This is a genomic window from Micromonospora sp. C97 (assembly GCF_018070385.1).
Taxonomy (GTDB): Bacteria; Actinomycetota; Actinomycetes; order Mycobacteriales; family Micromonosporaceae; genus Micromonospora; species Micromonospora parva.
On record NZ_JAGPXU010000007.1, the window covers coordinates 1 to 15,440 of the forward strand.

General features: G+C 71.2%; 11 protein-coding genes. 5 read left to right on the forward strand and 6 right to left on the reverse strand.

Annotation, left to right across the window (positions count from 1 at the left end; genetic code table 11):
* Positions 1-168: 168 nt before the first annotated feature.
* The 4 genes from KBX26_RS12470 to KBX26_RS12485 form a co-directional block, all read right to left on the reverse strand.
* On the reverse strand, positions 169-717 hold the full coding sequence (locus tag KBX26_RS12470) for a DUF1062 domain-containing protein (RefSeq protein ID WP_210865469.1): 549 nt from the start codon (positions 715-717) through the stop codon (positions 169-171).
* A 223-nt stretch (positions 718-940) separates the two neighbouring features.
* A complete protein-coding gene (locus KBX26_RS12475; protein WP_030335930.1) occupies positions 941-2,002 on the reverse strand; it encodes a Gfo/Idh/MocA family oxidoreductase in 1,062 nt (353 codons plus the stop codon).
* Positions 2,003-2,101: 99 nt separating this feature from the next.
* Positions 2,102-2,767 carry a response regulator transcription factor gene (locus KBX26_RS12480; protein WP_030335928.1) on the reverse strand — a complete coding sequence of 222 codons (666 nt, stop codon included), beginning with the start codon at positions 2,765-2,767 and terminating at the stop codon, positions 2,102-2,104.
* On the reverse strand, positions 2,755-4,047 hold the full coding sequence (locus KBX26_RS12485) for a sensor domain-containing protein (RefSeq protein ID WP_210865470.1): 1,293 nt from the start codon (positions 4,045-4,047) through the stop codon (positions 2,755-2,757). Before KBX26_RS12485 ends, KBX26_RS12480 begins: the two co-directional genes overlap by 13 nt.
* Positions 4,048-4,209: 162 nt before the next feature.
* Between KBX26_RS12485 and KBX26_RS12490 the strand changes: the two genes are divergently transcribed.
* Positions 4,210-4,905, forward strand: a complete 696-nt coding sequence (locus KBX26_RS12490) for an SDR family oxidoreductase (RefSeq protein ID WP_030335924.1) — start codon at positions 4,210-4,212, stop codon at positions 4,903-4,905.
* Positions 4,899-6,533 carry an MFS transporter gene (locus KBX26_RS12495; RefSeq protein ID WP_030335922.1) on the forward strand — a complete coding sequence of 545 codons (1,635 nt, stop codon included), beginning with the start codon at positions 4,899-4,901 and terminating at the stop codon, positions 6,531-6,533. The genes KBX26_RS12490 and KBX26_RS12495 overlap by 7 nt, the downstream gene beginning before the upstream one ends.
* A gap of 39 nt (positions 6,534-6,572) precedes the next feature.
* Here the strand turns inward: KBX26_RS12495 and KBX26_RS12500 are convergent, their stop codons facing one another.
* Together KBX26_RS12500 and KBX26_RS12505 are read right to left on the reverse strand one after the other, a co-directional pair.
* Entirely contained in the window at positions 6,573-7,160 is a 588-nt protein-coding gene (locus KBX26_RS12500; protein WP_210865471.1) for a hypothetical protein, read from the reverse strand.
* 119 nt (positions 7,161-7,279) lie between these two features.
* Positions 7,280-10,456: a BTAD domain-containing putative transcriptional regulator gene (locus tag KBX26_RS12505; RefSeq protein ID WP_210865472.1), complete on the reverse strand. Its 3,177-nt coding sequence runs from the start codon at positions 10,454-10,456 to the stop codon at positions 7,280-7,282.
* Between the two features lie 375 nt (positions 10,457-10,831).
* Between KBX26_RS12505 and KBX26_RS12510 the strand changes: the two genes are divergently transcribed.
* The 3 genes from KBX26_RS12510 to KBX26_RS12520 all read left to right on the forward strand — a co-directional run bounded on the left by KBX26_RS12510 (position 10,832) and on the right by KBX26_RS12520 (position 15,429).
* The gene (locus tag KBX26_RS12510) at positions 10,832-12,535 is read left to right on the forward strand and encodes a VCBS repeat-containing protein (RefSeq protein ID WP_210865473.1); all 1,704 of its coding nucleotides are present in this window, start codon (positions 10,832-10,834) and stop codon (positions 12,533-12,535) included.
* A gap of 118 nt (positions 12,536-12,653) precedes the next feature.
* Positions 12,654-14,552, forward strand: a complete 1,899-nt coding sequence (locus KBX26_RS12515) for a GH25 family lysozyme (protein WP_210865474.1) — start codon at positions 12,654-12,656, stop codon at positions 14,550-14,552.
* A 109-nt stretch (positions 14,553-14,661) separates the two neighbouring features.
* Positions 14,662-15,429 carry a TetR/AcrR family transcriptional regulator gene (locus KBX26_RS12520; RefSeq protein WP_030335913.1) on the forward strand — a complete coding sequence of 256 codons (768 nt, stop codon included), beginning with the start codon at positions 14,662-14,664 and terminating at the stop codon, positions 15,427-15,429.
* Positions 15,430-15,440 lie beyond the last annotated feature (11 nt).

Below are 15,440 nucleotides of genomic sequence, written 5' to 3' on the forward strand. Positions count from 1 at the left end.
CGGGCGGCGATCCGGCAAGGCGCGGTTTCGTCCGGATACCGGTGTCGTATCCGGACGAAACCGCAACGCCGCCGGTCGTCGTCCGGGCCCGCCGCAGGCCGGCCAGTTCTTATGAAACAGGCCCTAGGGGCCTGCCCGGCGTCATGCCGGACAGACCCCGAGGACGGGTCAGCGTTTCAGCGTGAAGGTGAAGTCGCCGGAGAGCTTGCCGCTCAACCGGGCCGCCGAAACAACCTTCCCCTCCGTGATGAGTCGGCTGACCTCGCCCCGCGACAGACCGCAACCGTCGGCGATCAGCCGGGTCGGCCGGACCGGGATCCGTGCCGCGTTGCGGACCGCGACGTCGAGCACGTCACAGTCCAGGTGATCCGATCCGGCGGTGTCGAGACGCCAGGCGTCGGTCCAGTCCAGGGTGAACCGGTTGCGGTGCTGAACGTCCGGATCCTGGAGCAGTTCGGCGGCCAGGCCGGGGTCGTTGGCATGGAGCCGGTCCAGCATCTCGGGTGGGATGGTGCGCACGGTCATCCGCTCCAGGACGGTGAGCTTCGCCGTCTCCCCGCACTCGGTACAGAGCGCGAGCAGCCAGGTATCGATGAGCTTGTGGTTGGCGTTGACCCGGAACTTGCCGCTCGCCCGAAGGCGCTGGGACGTGCACCCGTGGCAACGGCGGCGAATCATGGGCAGGCAGGTGGGCACGACGGCCCAATTGATGAGCACAGAGGTACACCGGTTTCAGTGAGAAGTCCGCAGCAAAAAGGAGCGCGGCGCACAGGCGCGACGCGCGACAGATCAGCTCTCGGGAGGTCTCACAGGGTGTACAACGGCACGTCCTTGCCTAGACGACCAAGGTTGCGCAGCACGGTAACGGCGCACGGCGGCGCCGCTCCACCGGTTTTCCGCGTACGCCTCAGCAGCCCAGGTGGCGGGACGTGCGAACCGGTCAGACGGTCGGGACCGGCAGCACCACGCCCTCGGCCGCCGACCGGTGCGCCAGCTCGATCAGCTCGACCGTGTGGACCGAGTCCCGTGGGTCCACCGGCATCGGTGTGCCGTCGCGCAACGCGGCCGCCACCTGTGCGTAGAAACTCTGGTACGCGCCCGGCGCGGTCGGCACCGGCCGCAGGTCACCGTCGACACCGAGCAGGCCGTAGCGCTCCGGCGGGACCTCGCCCCAGCCCGGCTGGTCCGGTCGGCCGCCGTCGTGCAGCGCCGCCTCCTGCACGTCCAGCCCGTAGCTAGTGTAGCCGGCCCGGTCGCCCAGCACCCGCAGGCGCGGTCCGAGCTGAGCGGTCACCGCGCCCATCCACAGGTGCGAGTGGACCCCGTTGGCGTGGGTCAACGCCACGAAGGCGTCGTCGTCGACGGCTGCGCCCGCGCGGCGACGGTCCACCTCCGCGTAGACGCGGTCGACCCGGCCGAACAACTGCACCGCTTGGTCGACGAGGTGGGCGCCGAGGTCGAAGAGGGCACCACCGGCCTCCTCCGGGCCGGCGAGCTCCCGCCAGCCCGGCTTGATGGTCGGGCGGAACCGCTCGAACCGGGACTCGAAGCGCAGCACCCGCCCCAACTCGCCCCGCTCGACCAGGTGGCGGACGGTCAGGAAGTCGCCGTCCCAGCGGCGGTTCTGAAAGACCGTCAGCGGCACCCCGCGCTCGGTCGCCTCGTCGACCAGCGTGCGGCCCTCCGCGGCGGTCGGGGAGAGGGGCTTGTCGACGACGACCGGCAGGCCGGCGGCGAGCGCCGCGCGCGCCATCGGCACGTGCTGCCGGTTCGGCGTCGCCACCACGACCAGGTCCAGGTCAGCAGGGGTACGCCACAGCTCGTCGGCGTCGTCGACCAGGCGGGCGTCCGGGAAGTGCTGTCGGGCCTGCTCGCGCCGCTGCGGATCACGGGTCACGATGGCGTCGAGCCGCAGGCCCGGGGTCGCGGCGATCAGCGGCGCGTGGAACACCCGGCCCGCCAGCCCGTACCCCAGCAGACCAACCCGCAGCGCCTTCGCCATGCCGTGCCCCCGTCTCCCCGGGCCGTGCCCTGGTGACGGCGGCCCCGCTGATCGAATCTACGCCCCGGGCGGTCGTGCCCGGTCGCGGCCCGGCGCTGGTCAGCTCGCGGCGTCGGCGCGCAGGTAGGTGAGGACCGCGAGCACCCGGCGGTTGGTGTCGTCGCTGGGCGGCAGGTCGAGCTTCACCAGGATGTTGCCGACGTGCTTGCCGACCGCCGCCTCGCTGACGTGCAGGCGGCCGGCGATCGACGCGTTGGAGCGCCCCTCGGCGAGCAGCGCCAACACCTCGCGCTCCCGGGCGGACAGCGCGGCGAGCGGATCGCGAGGGCGGTGCAGAAGCTGCCGGACCACGTCCGGGTCGATGGCCGTGCCGCCGTCGGCGACCCGGCGCAGCGTGTCGACGAACTCGGTGACCTCGGCGACCCGGTCCTTGAGCAGGTAGCCCACCCGTTGGCCGTCGCCGCTGTCCAGCAGCGCCGCCGCGTACCCGGTCTGCACGTACTGGCTGAGCACCACGACCGGCAGCTGGGGTCGGTCGGCGCGCAACGCGACGGCCGCGCGCAGCCCGTCGTCGCGGCGGCCCGGTGGCATCCGGATGTCGGTCAGCACCAGGTCCGGTTGGTGTTCGCGGGCCGCGGCCAGCAGGTCCGGTGCGGAGCCGACGGCGGCGCAGACAGTGAAGTCGAAGCGGTTCAGCAGCGCAACCAGACCCTCGCGCAGCAGCACCTCGTCCTCGGCGAGCACCACCCGGGTCACCGACGGCATGGCAGCTCCACCCGCACCACTGTAGGCCCGCCGGCCGGGCTGGACAGCAGCAGCCGGCCGCCCACGGCGGCGACCCGGTCGGCGAGCCCGGTCAGGCCGGTGCCCCGCGCCGGGTCGGCGCCGCCGTGGCCGTCGTCGGTCACCTCGACGACGAGGTCACCGTCGGCCCGGGTGAGGTGGACGTCGGCGCGGGTAGCCCGGGCGTGCCGGGCGACGTTGCCCAGCGCCTCGGAGACCACGAAGTAGGCGGTGGTCTCCACGATCTCCGGCAGTTCGCCGTGCAGGTCGGCGCGCACGGTGACCGGGATGGTGGCGGCGTCGGCCAGTTCGCGTACCGCACCGGCCAGGCCGAGGTCGGTGAGGCTCTGCGGGCGGATGCCGTGCACCAACTGCCGCAGCATCACCATCAGGCCCCTTGCCTGGTCGTGCGCCACGGCGAGGGGTCGGGAGGCGGGGGAGTCCTCGGGCACGTCCAGCCGGGCCAGCCCCAGCTGCAGGGTGAGGCTGGTGAGTCGGGGCTGTGCGCCGTCGTGCAGGTCGCGTTCGATGCGGCGGCGTTCGGCCTCGTACGCCCCGACCAGTCGGGTGCGGGAGCGGGTGACCTCGCGCAGCGCCGCCGCGTCCACCGGGTGGGCCAGCAGCCACCGGGCCACGGCCGCCTGCACGGCGGCGAGCAGGCCGACGGCGTACCAGAGCACCGGGATCAGCAGCACCCCCACGATCGCGTACGGAATGGCTTCGCCGGTGCTGTCGATCGGCTGCCAGATCACCACCGGCTGGTTGGCGTCGCCGGCCAGCCAGGGGCTGGAGATCATCCCGAGGTCCAGCAGGACCAGCAGCAGGAACACCCAGTACGCGACCGGCGCGAAGCCGCCCAGCCAGAACAGATACGCCACCTCCCGCCAGGTCGCGGCGCTGCGGTAGCGGGCGACCAGGCCCGGCCACGGCGACGAGGGCAGCGCACGACCGTCGACGAGCCCGACCCGCCACCGTTCGACGGCGGCCACCGGAAAGCTGACCAGCGGGGCCAACGCCAGCAGGATGAGGCTGCCGGTGGCCAGGAACAGCGTCAGCGCGACGCTCGGCGGCCGGCCGTGCAGGCGGAACGCGTTGACGGCGGCCAGCAGGGGCGCGCCGATGACGAGCAGCCCGACGGTGAGCACGCCGGCGATCGGCACGGTGGTCACCAGGTAGGCCAGCGCCCGCCAGGGCCACGCGGCGAGCAGCCAGCGGCGGCGGCGCAGCGCCTCGGCCAGGTGCGAAGGGTGTTCCGTGGTCATGCCGCAGACGCTAATCGGCAGCGGCTGGCTGCCCCAGCCGTCCAGATCCACTCTTCGGGGTATGCCCAGCACTACCCGCGAACGGGTGTGCGGGGTCCGGAAAGGGGAAGAACGGGCCGTCACGCGGCCTGCGTGACCGGTGTCGGCGGCGGCTGGAGAGACATGGGTGCCAGAACCTTCGTGGTGGTCGGCGGGACCAGCGGTCTCGGTCTCGCGGTGGCCCGACTGCTCGTCGACGAGCACCGGGTTGTGGTGTTCGGCAACGTGCCGGCCGAGGTCGCCGCGGCGACCGACGAGTTGGGTTGCGACGGGGCGGTCTGCGACGTCTCCTCCTACGAGCAGGTCCGCGACTCCTTCGCCGGGGTGGTCGAGCGCTACGGCACCATCGACGGGGTGGCGGCCTGCGCCTCCATGTGGGCGGGCGGCGACCTGGGGGACCTGTCGGTGGAGCACATCCGGCGGGCCGTGGAGATCAACGTTCTGGGCATCACGTACCTGCTGCGGGAGGCGGTGCGGCACCTTGACCGGCAGGGCCACGGCAACGTCGTCTACATCGGCGCGCTGGCGTTGGCGGCCCCCCGACCCGGCATCCCCGTCTACCGGGCCACCAAGAGCTACGGCAACAGCCTGGTCGACTCGCTGGCCGAGGCGCAGCACAGCAACCGGGTCAAGGTGATGCAGCTGCACCCCGGGCCGATGCCGACCCGACTGCAGGAACGGGTGGGTGCCGAGTTCCTGGACGAGGTGTACGCCATGCCCGAACAGGTCGCCACCGAGGTCGTCCGGTTGCTGCTGCTCGAACCCGACGACCTCTACGTCTCCGGTGAGCGCGTGCTGCGCGCGGACGGGCGGTGGTGACGGCCGCAGCCGGACCCGCCGACCGTCCGGCCTCGGCGTGGGCGCCGCTGCGGACGGCGGTCTACCGCAACCTGTGGCTGGCCCTGCTCGCCGCCAACATCGGCACCTGGATGCAGACCGTCGGCGCGCAGTGGCTGCTGATCAACCACTCCAACGCCCCCACCCTGGTCGCGTTGGTGCAGACGGCCAGTCTGCTGCCGGTGCTGCTGCTGGCGTTGCCCGCCGGGGTGCTGGCCGACAGCTTCGACCGCCGGCACCTGCTGATCGCCGTGCAGCTGTTCCTGGTGGCGGTGGCGGTGGCGTTGACACTGCTCACAGTCACCGGCCGGATGCCGCCGGCGCTGCTGCTCACCCTCACCTTCGCGTTCGGGGTCGGGCAGGCGTTGACCCTGCCGGCCTGGGCGGCGGTGATCCCGGAGCTGGTGCCGCAGGACCAGCTGCGGTCGGCGTCCGCGCTCGGTTCGATCAGCGTGAACGTCGCGCGGGCGGTCGGTCCCGCGGTGGCCGGTGTGCTGATCGCCCGTACCGGCGTCGCCCCGGTCTTCGGCATCAACGCGGTCGCCTTCGGCGTCTTCGCGTACGCGCTGTGGCGCTGGCGGCCCGACAACGCCCGCGCGGTCGAGGTGCCCGAGCGGTTCACCGCCGCGTTGCGGGCCGGCAGCCGCTACGTCCGTCACTCGCCGACGGTGCGCCGGCTGTTGCGCCGCGCGTTGGTCTTCGTGGTCCCGGCCAGCGCGTTGTGGGCGTTGCTGCCGTTGGTCGCGAGTCGCCGGCTGGGGCTGGGCTCCGGTGGGTACGGGGTGCTGCTGGCCGCCCTCGGCGTGGGCGCCATCGGTGGCGGTGTGCTGCTGGCCGTGATCCGCACCCGACTGTCGGCCAACCAGCTCCTGCTGATCGCCGGGGCTCTGTTCACGGTGGCGCTGACCGTGGTCGGCACCGTGCCGGTGGTGCCGCTGGTGCTGCTCGCCCTGCTGCCCGCCGGGATGGCCTGGGTGACCGTGCTGGCCAACGTCAATGCCGAGATGCAGCTCTTCCTGCCCAGCTGGGTACGCGCGCGGGGCCTGGCCGTCTACCAGGTGTGCTTCGCCGGTGGGCAGGCGGTCGGCGCGCTGCTCTGGGGGCTGGTGGCCGACATGGGCGGGTTGGTCCTCGCGTACCTGGCGGCGGCGGCGCTGATGCTGGTCGGCACCCTGACGAGCCGGATCTGGCCGCTGCCCGACCTCCGGTCGGTGAACCGTGAACCGGCGGCGTACTGGCCACAGTTGCACCTGGCGCACGAACCGGACCCGGGGGTGGGGCCGGTGCTGGTGACGGTGCAGTACACCGTCCGGCCGGAGCGGGCCCAACAGTTCCTGGCGGCGATGGACCTGGTGCGTGGCGCGCGGCAGCGGACCGGGGCGATGCGCTGGGGGCTGTTTCGCCCGGCCGAGACGGTGGATCGCTTCGTCGAGGTGTATGTGGTGCCGTCCTGGGACGAGCACCTGCGCCAGCACGGCGGCCGGTTGACCGGTGAGGACCGCGCGGCCGAGCAACGGGCCCGGGAGCTGACCGACGGGGAGCCCGAGGTCCGACACCTGGTGCCCGCCGCCGCTGGCCCCACGCTCTCCGACGACAGCGAGGCGCTCTGAACGGGCACCGCCAACGCGAGCAGCGGTCCACGCCGGACGTCAACCGGCCAGCGCGCCGCAGGCCGTGCTGATGGCCGGTGCCAGGCCGCCGTCGCCACAGTCGATGTTCGCCGCCGCCCGCCCGGCGAGCTGCCACTGCGCCCCGGACCGCTTCAGGAAGATCTGCGGTTCGGGAAGGGTGTCCGGCGAGCCGGCCGGTACGGCGGTCAGCCGGGCATAGGAGTTCCGACAGGCGAAGACCTCCACCCGGGCGATCCGCACGCCGCCCAGCAGCGCCTGGCTGGCCGCCTGCAACGTGCCGGGCGTACAGGTGGTGTCGGTGTCGATTGCCCGATCCGGCGCTCCGCCGCCTTCCGCTGGTGCGCCGGCACCGGCGGCGGCCCGACCCGAACCGTCACCGGCGACGGTCGCCGCGTCGCTCGCCGGGCCCGGCCCGGCGGTCGCGGTCCGCGTGGCGTCGACGGAGGGCGACGGACCACCGGTCGGGGGTGGCGTGGACGGGGTGGACCCGGGCGAGCTGGCGGCCGGCGCTCCGACCGAGCGCGGGGCGGGTTGCCCGCATCCCGCCACCGCACACGTCAGGGCCATCGCCACCGCCATCGCCACGTCACTGCCTCGAACTCGCACAGCTGACTCCCTACCTCGTCGGTCGGGTCGGATTGACTTCCCGGACCCGCCGACGACGGTAGGAGCCGTGCCTCTGCCAGAGCTGGAACAAACCTTGAATCCGCAGGCGGAGCGGCCTTTCAGGCGGCCGACACGGCCAGCGGGCCGCCGGCGGGCGACCCGAAGACGGAGCCACAGTCGGGGCCGCAGGCCCGGTGCCAGCCCGGAGCCTCCGCGGCCTCCCGGGTGCCCAACCTGGTGAACACGGCCAGGGCGTCGGCCCAGGCGGTGTGAGCCCCCGGCAGGTCACCGGCCGCCGCCCGGACCATCCCGGTGTCGCGCAGGGTTCGCGCCCGGCCCAGGTCGTGCCCGAGGGCCTGCCATCCGTCGTACGCCAGCCCCAGTGCGCGGACCGCGTCGTCGAGGTGGCCGGCGGCGAGGTGCAGCTCACCGATGGTGCGCTGCACGAGGGCGGTGCCCAGCCGGTCGTGGAGCCGCTTGCAGGTGATCAGAGAACGGTCGAGCGGCCCCCGGGCCTGGTCGACCTTCCCCTGGCGCAGCCAGATCTTCGCCAGCGCCTGCGACGTGTAGCAGGCGATGTGCTCGTCCTGATGCTCCACGATCAGGGCGTGTGCGCGAGTGCACCACTCCTCCGCCTCGCCCAACTCGCCTCGTGCCCGGTGCACCAGGCCGATGGCACGGGTGGCGATGGCCTCGCCCCGCCAGTGGCCGAGGGTGCGGTACGCGCCGATCGCCTCGCCGAGCCGCGCGGTGGCCGCCGCGTCGTCCCCCAACTCGCGGTGACAGTGCCCCAGCCCGTAGCGGGCGTGCGCGGCGCCGTTCTCGTCGCCGAGTCGGGCCAGCGTCTCGGCGGCGGCCGTCAACAACGGGATCGCCTCGTGGTGCCGTCCCACCTCGCGCAGCACGGTGCCGAGACCGTTGCGCGCGGCGGCGGCCCCCGCCTGGTGACCGGCCTCGTCGAAGAGCGCCACAGCGGCGGGAAAGTAGCGCTCCGCCTCGTCGAACCGGTCCTCCTTGTAGCGGAGCAGCCCGATGCCGCACTCGATGACGGCCTGCGCCACCCGGTTGCCCGTGCGGCGGGCGACGCCGATCGCCGCCGCGTGGGTACGGTCCCAGCTCACGAAGTCGTTGCGGACCGCGAACGAGGCGAAGACCAGCGCGTCGGCCAACGCACAGGCGGCGGCGTCCATGTCGAGTTCGGCCGCGCGCTCCACCGCGGCGACCAGGCACGCGCCCTCGGCGTCGAGCCAGCCCGGCCGCAGGTGATCCGCGGCGAGCACACAGGACTGCAGACTGACCGGCATCGGCGGTTGCCGGTACAGCGGTGGCACCGCGTGCGGAAGCCGCTCGCCGAGGCGCTCGCTGAGCTCGGTTGCCGCGGTCAACACCCGGGCCACCGCGGTGTGCAGTTCGGCGGTGCTGTCCTCCTCGACGGCACGCTCGTACGCGTACAGCCGAACCAGGTCGTGCATCCGGTAGCGCACCGTGCGGTGCACCGGGTCCGACACCACCTCGATCAGCCGGGCGTCGACCAACAGGTCCAGCAGGTCCTCGGTGACGTCGACCGGTTCGCCCAGCAGCGCCGCGCCCAGCCACTCGGCGAAGGTGGGCGCCCCCATGAAGCCGAGCAACCGGAAGATCCGCCGCGCGGCCGGGTCGAGGCCCTGGTAGCTGACCGCCACGCTGAGCCGGACCGCCAGCCCGTCGGCGGTCATCTCGTCGAGCCGGTTGCGCTCGTTGCGCAGCCGGTCGGCGAGCCGGGCGATCCGCTGGTGTGGTCGAGCGGTCAGCCGCGCACCGACGATGCGCAGGGCGAGCGGCAGGCCGGCGCAGAGTTCGACGAGCGTCTGCGCCGCCGCCGGCTCACGAGCGACCCGGTCCGCGCCGATCATCTGTCCGAGCAGGGCCAGCGACTGCTGGGAGTTGAACATCGTCAGCTCGACGTGGTGCGCCCCGGGAACAGTGGTCAGCCGGGCCCGACTGGTGGCGATCAGGGCGCAGCCCGAGTCGCCCGGCACCAGCGGACGGACCTCCTCGGCGCTGACGGCCGCGTCGAGGACGATCAGGATGCGTCGTCCGCTGATGGCCGACCGGTACTGGCCCAGCTTCTCCTCGGTGCTGCGCAGCTGCTGGACGTTCGACACGCCCAGGGCACGCAGGACCTGATTGAGGACACTGACCGGGTCGCTGCGCCGGCCGTCGAGCCCCACGAAGATCTGCCCGTCCGGGTAGCTGGTGCGCAGCAGGTGGGCGAGTCGGACGCTGAGCGAGGTCTTGCCGACGCCGCCGGGCCCGGACAGCATCAGCGGTGGCCGTGCGGTGAGCGTCTGCTGAGGCTGGGCCAGGGCGGTCAGCGCCTGCTCGATCTCCGCCTCACATCCGGTGTGGTCCGGCAGCGGGGGTGGTAGCTGGCAGCCAGGGCCGGCCCGCCCGGCACGCGTTGCGTCGTCCGGCTGGTCCTGCTCGTCCGGGTCGGTCGACGCGACCGGCTGTGGTGGGGCCACGGCGGGTGGCGGCGTCGGTTCGCGCTCGACCGCCGGACGCGGCACCGACTCGTCGCGCAGGATGCGTTGGTGCAGGAGCTGCAGCTCGCTGCCCGGGTCGACGCCCAACTCGTCGGAGAGCAGGGCGCGGGTCCGGGCGTACTGGTCCAGCGCCTCGGCGCGTCGCCCGCCGAGGTGCAGCGCGCGCATCAGGTGCAGGACGAGGGGTTCGGTGAGTGGGTCGCGTTCCAACGCCTGGCTGAGCCGGTCGGCCACCGGCCCGGGACGGCCCTGGCGCAACTCGCTCTCCGCCCACTCCACCAGCGTGCCGAGCGCCTGCTGACGCAGTCGTTCCCGGACCCGGGCCGCCCAGTCGCCGGGCAGCCCGTCCAGCGGGTCGCCGCGCCACAGCTCGACCGCCTGACGCAGCAGCTGCGCCCGTCGCGGGTCATCCGCGTCGAGGTGCTGGATCTGCTCGCTCAGGGTGCGCAGTTGCCGCAGGTCCACCCGGTCGTCGGCGGCCTCCAACTGGTACCCGCCCGCCCGCCGGGCCACCGTGATCGGGCTGACGCCCTCCCCGAGCGCGGCGGCGGCGAGCAGCCGGCGGATCCGGGTGATGTAGGTGTAGAGCACCCCGCGGGCGTCCGCCGGGGGCGAGCCGTCCCACACCCGGTCGATCAGCATCTCGACCGGTACGCCCCGACCGACGTCGACGGCCAGGGCCGCCAGCACCAGGCGCTGTTTCAGCGGGCCGAGTTCGATCGGCCGGCCGGCCACCTGGATCTGTAGTTCGCCGAGTATTCGAAGTTCCACGGCATCGCCCCCGCGCCCCGTTTGGTCGTCCACATCGGCCGTCACCAGGCCGGACATGCTTGTCAAGAATTCGTTCAGCTTCCCTACCGAATGCGGCTGCGAAGGTTTTGCCACAGCCGATCCGATGCACCGCTACCGGAGAGGCGAGCACGACCGACCAGTGCACTTCCCCTTCCGAGAGGAGCCGCCAGCAACAACTTCATCGAACGATGCGCAGAGAGCCGCCGGGGTGCCGGCAGCCCTCGTGATCTTGCACGTTCGCAGCGACTCTAACCGGCGATCGGTGGCTGTCATTGCCCCCGAGGCGATGCCGGCTACCCCGACGGGCCCTTCACCGGCCCGAAAAACCACCTTTTGCATTGGAGGACACCTGCTATGCGATTCTTCGCAGCACGCGGAAACCGGCAGTACACGACCCGGCTGATCGCCGGCGCGGCGCTGAGCCTCGCGGTCATCGGGGCGAACGCCCTGCTCACGATCTCGCCCGCCGAGGCGTCATCGATCAACGGGCCGATCACCCGGACCGAGATGCTCGACCGCGCACAGAACTGGGTCGATCGCGACATCACGTACACCCAGACCGGCACCTGGGCCAAGGACGTCGACGGTTCGCACACCTACCGGCGGGACTGTTCAGGTCTCGTCTCGATGGCCTGGCACCTCTCCCAGAGCTATGTCACCGACCAGTTCCAGGGCAGCAACGCCATGTGGACCACGCTCGGCAGCATCAACGACTTCCAGCCCGGTGACGCCATGGTGCGCAGCGGCCACATCGAGCTCTTCGCGTTCTGGAAGGACAAGAACGACCACTCCAAGGGCGCCTATGTCTACTCGTTCAACAGCGACGGGCAGACGGTGCAGAACCCGTACGCGAACAACAACACGGGCTCACGCGGCTTCAACGGTTGGGACGACCTGAGGACCTACAAACCCATCCGGCGAACCGGTATCGAGGCCACCGAGCCGACACCGGAGCCGGAGCCGGAGCCAACGCCGGTCGCGGACCCGAACGTGGTGCAACTGTCCGGGGACTTCAACGGTGACGGTCGCGACGACGCCGCCATGCTGTACCTCCACAAGGACTCGTCGATCGATTTGTTCACCTCGTTGGCCAACGCCAGTGGCGGGTTCGGGGCGTACTTCGGCAGTTACAAGCTGCCGGCGAATTCGTGGAAGTGGAACTCGTTCCGGACCATCGTGGGTGACTTCAACGGTGACGGGCGTTCGGATCTGGGGGCGATGTACTACCAGGCGGACGGGTCGATCACGATGCACACCGCGTTGGCGAACACCAGTGGTGGGTTCGGTGCGTTCACCGGGAGTCTGACCGTACCGGCGAGTGCGGCCTGGAAGTGGGACGCGATCCGGCTGACCAGCGGTGACTTCAACGGCGACGGACGCGACGACGCGGCGATGCTCTACCACCACAAGGACGACTCGATCGAGTTGTTCACCTCGCTGGGCACCACCAGTGGCGGGTTCGGCACGTTCACCGGCAGCTACAAGATCCCGGCGAACGCCTGGACGTGGGACTCGTTCCGGACCATCGCTGGTGACTACAACGGTGACGGGCGTTCGGATCTGGCCGCCATGTACTACCAGGCCGACGGGTCGATCACGATGCACACCGCGTTGGCGAACACCAGTGGTGGGTTCGGTGCCTTCACCGGCAGCCTGACCGTGCCGGCCAGCGCCTACTGGAAGTGGGACTCCGTGCGGTTGACCACCGGTGACTTCAACGGTGACGGCCGCGACGACGCCGGAATGCTCTACCGCTACAAGGACGAGTCGATCGAGCTGTTCACCTCGCTCGGCAACGCCAGTGGCGGGTTCGGCACCTTCACCGGCAGCTACAAGCTCCCCGCGAACTCCTGGAAGTGGGGTTCGTTCAAGACGATCACCGGAGACCACAACGGCGACGGCCGGTCGGACGTGGCCGCCATGTACTACCAGGCCGACGGATCGATCACGATGCACACCGCGTTGGCGAACACCAGCGGTGGGTTCGGTGCCTTCACCGGCAGCCTGACCGTGCCGGCCAGCGCCTCCTGGTACTGGGACGCCATCCGCCTTCTCTGATTCGCCCCTCGCCGCGGGAGGGCTCGACCGTCGAGCCCTCCCGCGCGCGTCGCCACGTCGGACCAGACCAGCATCAGCCGGCGCCCACCCGCGCCCGTACGCCGAGGAGTAACCAGCAATGATCAGTACAACGAGGTCGGGCGCCATCGCCGCGTTGGCAGCGGTCGCCCTGCTCGCGGTCGCCACACCGGCCGTCGCCAAGGACCCGGGCGCCGACGCCCCGAACGGACACCCGGCCATCTCCGACCTTTCCCGAATGACAGCGACTGCGGCGGTGCCCCCGGGCTATCCGGTGACGGGCATCGACGTCTCACACCATCAGGGCACCATCAACTGGTCGACGGTGGCCGCCGCGGGCGCGAAGTTCTCCTACGCCAAGGCCACCGAGGGGCTCTCCTTCATCGACAGCTCCTTCACCGCCAACTTCCGAGGCGCGAAGCAGAACGGCATCCTGGCCGGCGCCTACCACTACGCCCGCCCCGACAAGTCCGACGGCACCAGCCAGGCGAACTACTTCCTCGACCACGCCCAGTACTCCCAGGACGGCAAGACGCTCATTCCGATGCTGGACATCGAATGGCCCTGGGAGGGGTCGGGCGCGCCGTCCCCGTGTTACGGGCTGAGCACGAGCCAGATGTCGACGTGGGTCAAGCAGTTCGTGGACCGGGTCTACGCGCGCACCGGCCAGCGAACGATGATCTACACGAACACCAACTGGTGGAATCCGTGCACCGGCAACAACGCGACGTTCGGCGCCAACCCGCTCTTCATCGCCAACTACAGCTCCACGTACAAGCCGTTGCCCGCGGGCTGGAACCAGTTCACCCTGTGGCAGTACTCGGACAGCGGCTCCCTGCCGGGCGACCAGGACGTGTTCAACGGAAGCCTCAGCCAGCTCCAGGCGCTAGCCGGCGGCAGCCCGGCTCCGACTCCGGTCGCGGACCCGGACGTGGTGCAACTGTCCGGGGACTTCAACGGCGACGGTCGCGACGACGCCGCCATGCTGTACCACTACAACGACGACTCGATCGAGTTGTTCACCTCGCTGGCCAACGCCAGTGGCGGGTTCGGGGCGTACTTCGGCAGTTACAAGCTGCCGGCGAATTCGTGGAAGTGGGACTCGTTCCGCAGCATCGTGGGTGACTTCAACGGTGACGGGCGTTCGGATCTGGCGGCGATGTACTACCAGGCCGACGGGTCGATCACCATGCACACCGCCTTGGCGAACACCAGTGGTGGGTTCGGGGCGTTCACCGGCAGCCTGACCGTCCCGGCGAGTGCGGGTTGGTACTGGGACGCGATCCGCCTGACCACCGGTGACTTCAACGGCGACGGACGCGACGACGCGGCGATGCTCTACCACCACAAGGACGAGTCCATCGAGTTGTTCACCTCGCTGGGCACCACCAGTGGCGGGTTCGGCACCTTCACCGGCAGCTACAAGATCCCGGCGAACTCGTGGAAGTGGAACTCGTTCCGGACCATCGCCGGTGACTACAACGGCGACGGGCGCTCGGATCTGGCGGCCATGTACTACCAGGCCGACGGGTCGATCACCATGCACACCGCGCTGGCGAACACCAGTGGTGGGTTCGGTGCGTTCACCGGCAGCCTGACCGTCCCGGCGAGTGCGGGTTGGTACTGGGACGCGATCCGCCTGACCACCGGTGACTTCAACGGTGACGGCCGCGACGACGCCGGCATGTTCTACCGCTACAAGGACGAGTCCATCGAGCTGTTCACCTCGCTGGGCACCACCAGCGGCGGGTTCGGCACGTTCACCGGCAGCTACAAGCTCCCGGCGAACTCGTGGAAGTGGGACTCGTTCCGAAGCATCACGGGCGACCACAACGGCGACGGCCGTACCGACCTCGCGGCGATGTACTGCCAGGCGGACGGGTCGATCACCATGCACACCGCGCTGGCGAACACCAGCGGTGGGTTCGGTGCGTTCACCGGCAGCCTGACCGTGCCGGCCAGCGCCTCCTGGCAGTGGGACGCCATCCGACTTCTCTGAGCACGACCGCTCGGTGTGGGAGGGTTCCCGAGAACCCTCCCACACCGCTGTCGTCGCTGGCCCCGCTGCCGGTACGACGTACGGCACCGGCGGTTAGCATGGCGGGACTATGGCGACTGAGCGTAAGGCGACCGCAGACCCGGCCCGCAGCCTGGCCCTTCTCTGGCGCACCCGGGAGCCGACCAGCCGCAGCGCCGGCCCGGCGCTCAGCGTCGACCGGGTGGTCCGGGCCGCGATCGACATCGCCGACACCGAAGGGCTCGACGCGCTGACCATGCGCCGGGTCGCCGAGGCGCTGGGCGTCGGCACCATGTCCGTCTACACGTACGTGCCGGGCAAGGCCGAACTCGTCGCCGTCATGATCGACACCGCGTACGGCGAGATGCCGCGACCCGCCGTCGAGGGCGACTGGCGCACCCGGCTGGAGCGGATCGCCCGCGACAACCTGGCGCTCTACCAGCGGCACCCCTGGATGCTGCGGGCCGAGACGACCCGACCGGTCCTCGGCCCGCACCTGATGGCCAAGTACGACTACGAGCTCGCCGCGATCGTCGACATCGGGCTCACCGACGTCGAGGTCGACGCGGTGCTCACCCTCGTGCTCGGTCACGTGAAGAGCGCCGCGCGCGCCGCTTCCGAGGTGGTCGACCTGGAGCGCGAGACCGGCATGACCGACGGCCAGTGGTGGCAGTCGCACGCGCCCTGGCTGGAGCGGTTCATGACGGCCGGCGCCTACCCGATCGCCTCGCGGGTCGGCACCGCGGCCGGCCAGCAGCACGGCGCCGCGTACGGCCCGGAGTACGCGTTCGAGTTCGGTCTGCAACGCGTCCTCGACGGCATCTCGGTGGTGGTCGCCGAACGGGCGGCCAACCGGTAGCCCGGCCCGTT